3 protein-coding genes are annotated in these 6,640 nt (G+C 40.2%); 1 reads left to right on the top strand and 2 read right to left on the bottom strand.

Annotated elements, in window-relative coordinates:
* Positions 1-32: 32 nt before the first annotated feature.
* Together B3C94_RS11840 and B3C94_RS11835 are read right to left on the bottom strand one after the other, a co-directional pair.
* Positions 33-1,748 carry a RagB/SusD family nutrient uptake outer membrane protein gene (locus tag B3C94_RS11840; RefSeq protein ID WP_293903851.1) on the bottom strand — a complete coding sequence of 572 codons (1,716 nt, stop codon included), beginning with the start codon at positions 1,746-1,748 and terminating at the stop codon, positions 33-35.
* Between the two features lie 33 nt (positions 1,749-1,781).
* Positions 1,782-5,009 carry a SusC/RagA family TonB-linked outer membrane protein gene (locus tag B3C94_RS11835; protein ID WP_293903849.1) on the bottom strand — a complete coding sequence of 1,076 codons (3,228 nt, stop codon included), beginning with the start codon at positions 5,007-5,009 and terminating at the stop codon, positions 1,782-1,784.
* Between the two features lie 503 nt (positions 5,010-5,512).
* Between B3C94_RS11835 and mqnC the strand changes: the two genes are divergently transcribed.
* Positions 5,513-6,637 carry a cyclic dehypoxanthinyl futalosine synthase gene (mqnC, locus tag B3C94_RS11830; protein WP_293903847.1) on the top strand — a complete coding sequence of 375 codons (1,125 nt, stop codon included), beginning with the start codon at positions 5,513-5,515 and terminating at the stop codon, positions 6,635-6,637.
* The last annotated feature ends 3 nt before the right edge of the window (positions 6,638-6,640 follow it).

Here is a 6,640-nt window from a genome sequence, read left to right as displayed (position 1 = left end):
TCCCTCCGTTTCTTTTTAGATCCGATCAAGTATTAATATCCCTGATTTTGTATCAAAGCACCTCCACTTCTGTCAATCTGCGATTGCGGAATTGGGAAGTAGTCATTTTGTGGCTTATAATTCAGACCTTTGTAACGGGACATAAAACCACCTTCAAACGTTGCATAACTTTCCAATACAGTTTTTGCCTCACCCCAACGCACGAGGTCATAGAAACGATGTCCTTCCATCGCTAACTCAAGACGGCGCTCAAAACGAACAGCTTTGCGTGCATAGTTTTGGTCAGGAAAAGAAGTATAGGGTTTTACCACATATACGGCCGCTGCTACATTATCGCCCGTCGTTTTAGGAGGTAATTTAGCCGCACGCTCACGAACTGCATTTACCAGATTCATTGCTGCACCCAAATCCCCCAATTCAACCTGACATTCTGCAGCCATTAAGAAAACATCAGCTAAACGAATAATATTGACATCCAAATCTGTAATATAGGCAGCCCCAGATGCTGTATGCGTTGCATGCAAGCTTTTAGGAATCATTGTTTTTATACCAACAAATGGTCCCCCTGAGCTCACTTCACGAATCCATGCATCACCTGGCATGACACCATAATCATAGAAATTTACACCTCTACGGCCAACCGTATAATCTAAACGTGGGTCAAAACGAAGCGTCACATCAAGTTTATAAGTCTTCTTAGCATCATCAGACAAACCAAAGTCTGATTTATATGGATTATTACGGTAAGAACCGTCCAATAATGGTAATCCATTCGCATCAACTTTATATGCATTGACGAGATCAATAGTAGGCTGATAGAAACCACAACAACCAACAGGATTACTTCCGTTTAATCCAGACAACATATCACCGACATTGGCATTATCACCAGATCCATCAGGATTGATCACGTGTTTTGAGACCAACAATGCTTCTGGACCATCTTTTGTAAGGACATTAAAGTTGTTTTGATAAGGCATCGTACGAAGATCTTTTGCTCCGATAACCTCCTTAAACAAAACCAGCGCATCCGCATACTTTTTCTGATAGAGGTAAACTTTACCCAGATAAGCTTTCGCGATATTCTGATCCATGCGCCCAGCCTGGCTATTAATTTTTGTCGCTGGCAGATTGGCAATTCCGGCTTTTAAATCATCAATAATTTTAGGCAACACATCATCTTTATTCGGTTTCGTTTTAGCCTCCTCGTCTGTTGTATTCTCATCAACGTAAGCTAGATTTTTGAAAACACGCCATAAATAAAAATAATAGTGCGCCCGCAAAACTCTTGCTTCACCTTCTATTTCTTTCGCGCGTGCGGCAGTAACGGTTTTTCCGCCTGCTTGGTCAGCTTTCAAAATGCGCAAGGTATTGTTAGCCCTCAGTACGCCTTCATAATAAACTTCCCACATCTGGCTCAAGTTATCATTAGAACTATTTGGCGTATGGAATTCGATCATATTCATGTTCGGTTGATCCGTAGCCTCAGATCCTTTGTGTGCATTATCTCCAGCAACCTCCCCAAACAACCATTGACTTGGTGCCGAAGAGTAATTCCCCCAGGTACCGTTTACATTCCCATTTAATATACCGTATGCACCGATAAGGGATGCTTCTATACCTTTTGAATTTACAATTTGAGACTCAGGCAATTCGGCTTGCGGATCGCGCTCCAAAAAAGATTTCCCACAAGAGGCTAATAAAGTCAATGATATACCTAAAACTGTAATTATATTTCTTTTTTTCATTTCAATCAAATTTTAACTTAAATCACTAAACCCTTAAAATCCTAGACTAACACCCAACATGTATTGGCGAGCCTGTGGATACACACCGAAGTCTACACCCAAAGCTGGGTAAGTCGACGGTGTTGCCGTAACTTCTGGATCAAGTCCCTCATATTTAGTAATCGTAAACAGATTTGTTACCCCCACATACGCGCGAAGTTTCTTGATGCCAGTATTATTACCGAAAACCTTATTGGTATCGAAGTTATAGCCAACTTGGAGATTTTTCAGTTTTAAGAAACTTGCATCCTGTACATAATAGCTCGAAGAAGCATACTCGTATGCTGAAGCATTTCTCACCTGTGAAGGGATCATACTACTGCTGTTCGTTGGACTCCATTCATCCAGTACACGTGTACTTTTTTGACCTCTAAACACACCAAAATCTGTAAAGTACCTTGTTGCTTCATAGTTTTGATTACCCTTTGAGCCATAGAAATAAGCCATAAAATCAAAGTTTTTATAAGCCGCATTGATATTGAATGAATACACAAAATCAGGATGTGGGCTACCGATAACTGTACGGTCATTTGCATCAATTTTTCCATCGCCATTGACATCCTCAAATTTAAGCCCACCAGCTCTAGACTTTCCATCCTCATATTTAGCGACACTCGCATTGTTCATATCCGCTTCCGAATAAATACCAATTACTTTATAGCCATAGAAAGCACCAAGAGGCTCTCCTGGTTTTAAGATGGAGGTCTCCATACTTCTAAAACTACCGTACACTTGTTGAGTTACTGACGGTGCCAAAGAAACAATCTTATTCACGTTACGCGAAATAGTAGCGGACAGATCCAACTTAAATGCACTTTCTTGACGTCTACCATAATGATAGTTCAATGAAAACTCAATACCTTTATTTTGCATATCACCAATATTGACATAAGGTGATCCGGCACGACCTGCAGCAACAGCAGGTAAAGGCAATAGGTACAGCATGTCTTTGGTCTTTTTATTGTACCAATCGAAAGATCCATCAAAATCACCTTGTGCAAGTGTAAAATCTACCCCGAGGTTTAATGCAGATACTTGTTCCCATTTTACGTCAGGATTACTGTAAGCATTGTGCCACATACCAGAAGTCAAACTTCCGTCAATAGGATATGAAGACGAATTAATAGCAACCTGATAGCGATTCAAATATTGATTAGCTGGAATACGTTGATTACCCGTGACCCCATAACCCGCTCTGATTTTCAAATCTGAAAGCCACGAAATACCTTTCATGAATTCTTCTTCCGACAAGCGCCAGGCAGCACTCGCACCAGGAAATGTTCCGTATTTATTGTTCGGCCCAAAATTCGAAGAACCATCACGACGCACTGTTGCACTTAAGATATAACGATCTTTGTAAGAATAATCAACCTTGCCAAACACCGAAAATAAGGAACCTACAGAACCGCTACCTTCACTCACGCGACCCGTTGAAGCAGCATCTAGGTAAAGATAATCAAGCGATGACATCGTGAAAAAGCCATTTCCTTTTCCTCTTATCTGTCTATTTCTATTCTGAATAGCTTCCGTACCGGCAAGAATGCTTAACGTATGCGCCTCATTAAATGTTTTTTTATAATTTAAAGTATTTGTCCAAGTCCATTCTTTATTCAGTCCAAAAAATTCATTAATTCCATTGTTAAAACTTCCTTCTGTAAATTCAGGATTTGGATAGGTATACGAAACACCATTATAGTTTTCATACTTCATACCAAAACTGCTACGGAAGGTTAATCCTGAGACAATATCAAATTCTCCAAAGACATTTCCGAAAAACATATTGCTCTTATTTTTATTATCCTTGGCGCGATAAGCGATAGCGACAGGGTTTTCTCCATTGCCATATTGCCCGCCGACAGATCCTGCAAAATTTCCACCTTCATCATAAACAGGAATAATATTATGAATACGATACGCAAAACCCAAAGCACTACCTTCACCGATATAATCACCCGCAGTATTGGTATTTACCCCCATACCAAATCCCTCCGTAAAACTGTACTGCATATTTTCACCGAAACGAAGTTTATTATTGAAAGCAGAAAAGCGAGTGTTGGAGCGAAGGTTGTACTTTTCAAAACCTGTATGGATAATTGTACCTTTTTGTTTTAAATATCCTCCCGAAATCGCATAAGAAGCATCTTCCCCCCCGCCTAAGACACTAAGTTGGTGTGACTGCGTAGGTGCATTCTGAGATAAAGCATCAAACCAATTTGTTCCGGCCTTGTTTGCTTTTGTAATTTGATAAAAATCGCTTCGGCTGCTCGCATCGTATTTATATTTTGACATATCCACATCTGCGGCAGTAATCACGTCCTTTCCACCGACTTTAGGTCCAGCAATAAGGTAATCAGGCATCACATTGTTTGTTCCGTCCAATCTATTTTCAATATCCAATGTTTGTTGTGGAGATAACATTTTTGGAAAACGTCCACTGTTTGGAACCTGGATACCATAATAAGAGTCAAGGTTGAATTGAGGTTTTCCGCTTTTACCGATTTTTGTGGTAATAATAACAACGCCATTATTGGCACGTGATCCGTAAATTGAAGCTGCCGATGCATCTTTCAGCACTTGCATTGTCTCAATGTCATTTTGGTTCAACCAGCTTAATTTTCCTTCGTAAGGTACCCCATCGATGATGTAAAGTGGTTCGTTGTTGTTGATCGTACTATAACCACGAATTTTAATCTGTGGCGTAGACCCAGGAGCCCCATCTACTACAATTTGCACCCCAGTCGCACGCCCTTGCAAAGCTTCGACGGCACTCGCTGCTGGTGTAGTTTTCAACTCTTTCACGTTGACAACAGCAACAGCTCCAGTCAAATCTTTCTTGCGCTGCGCCGAATAGCCAGTCACAACGACTTCTTCCAAAGCATCTTCTGAACCGCTTAATGAAATCGCAAGATCAGCTTTTGAGGAAACAGTTACCTCGGTGCTTTTGTAACCAATGTAACTGACAACAAGCACATCACCGACTTTTCCCTGGACAGTAAATGCCCCATTTTCATCTGTCGATGTACCGGTGCTACTCCCCTTGACTTTGACAGAAACACCAGTAATCCCCTGACCTGTAGCGGCGTCCTTTACAACCCCCTTGATAGGCGTCTGTTGTACGTTTTTGGTTTTCATTAACGAAACGACTTCAACCCTGCCATGGTTGGTTAATCCGCTGGCAAATGCATGCGTAGTCATTCCTCCCCCGATGAGAAGAGAACTCATAAGCAGAAACCTCTTATTGAACTTTTGGCTCAATATGAGATCAAAACAGCAATTTTTGTCCGTTTTTTTCATCATAATTTTACTAAATAGGTGGTTTAAAAAATTTATGTTTATTCTTTAGTTGTTTTAGTTGATATTGGTTTATTTAAGTTTTTGGTCATTTTTTTAGGTCTGACGACAACGATGCGATATCGTTGCCTGGTTCAGCACCCTTGGTTATTCATTTTTTTCCTTAGTTGGTTATTCCGCAGATATGTTAAAATCTGTTAAATAAATGTAAAGAATAATAAATGTAAAAAAAAAGGAAAAATCTTAATTAATTTACAAAGCGCTATAAATCAAGTTATTGTATTTTATACACTAAGCCAAACTGCAATACTATTGTTACATAAGTATATCTTTTTGTTTTCGGCAATTGGAATCTTTACCGAAAATCAACCAGCATTGTCAAATATTCCACAAATAGGCCCAAATAAGTTAAAAGCTCCTTATATTTGTTGTTGATGAATGTAAGTAATTTATTAGAACGGGCGCTCCGATTTGAGTTCCTATCAAAGGAAGAAGGTGTTTTTTTATATCAAAATGCACCTACAGCTGATTTGACTTTCGTAGCCAATGAATTGCGTAAGATACAAGTGCCTCATGGTAAGGTTACCTGGCAGATCGACAGAAATGTCAATACCACAAATGTGTGTATTGCAAATTGCAAATTTTGCAACTTTTTCCGCCGCCCTGGCCATGAAGATAGTTACATTACCGACATTGAAAGCTACAAGCAAAAGATCGAGGAGACTTTTAAATACGGTGGTGACCAATTACTGCTGCAAGGTGGCCATCATCCGGATTTGGGTATTGAGTTTTACAAAAACCTTTACCGACAATTAAAAGAGCTTTACCCGACACTAAAATTACATTCTCTTGGTCCACCTGAAATCGCGCATATTTCCAAGTTGGAGAACATGAGCCATATTGAAGTGTTGACGCAATTGAAAGAAGCAGGGCTCGACTCCTTACCTGGAGCTGGAGCCGAGATTCTTAATGATCGTGTAAGGCGCCTAATATCAAAAGGAAAATGCGGTGGTAAAGAATGGTTAGACGTTATGCGTGCTGCCCATAAAATTAATTTACCAACCTCAGCGACTATGATGTTTGGCCACATCGAAACAATAGAAGAACGTTTCGAACATTTAGTATGGATTCGTGAAGTACAGGACGAAAAGCCGCGGGAATCACATGGATTTATAGCCTTCATCCCATGGCCTTTTCAAGACGATGGTACGCTATTAAAGAGGCTTCGCGGCATCACCAATAACGTAACGAGTGAAGAATATATCCGTATGATTGCCTTGAGCCGTATTATGCTCCCTAATATAAAAAACATACAAGCTTCCTGGCTCACTGTTGGAAAACGTACGGCACAATTGTGTCTGCATGCCGGAGCAAATGACTTTGGCTCCATCATGATCGAAGAAAATGTCGTTTCCGCAGCAGGTGCACCGCATAGATTTACCTCTAAATCAATACAAGAAGCTATTTTAGAAGCTGGATTCAGCCCGCAATTACGGACACAAAAATACGAGTTCCGCGAGCTTCCAGCCCATATGGTCGAACAGGTCATTAACTATTAATAC

The sequence above is a fragment of the Sphingobacterium sp. UBA5670 genome, from assembly GCF_002420705.1.
In the GTDB taxonomy this organism is placed as follows: Bacteria; Bacteroidota; Bacteroidia; order Sphingobacteriales; family Sphingobacteriaceae; genus Sphingobacterium.
Note: the sequence above shows the minus strand (reverse complement) of the source record. Positions and strands in the feature narration are given on the sequence as shown.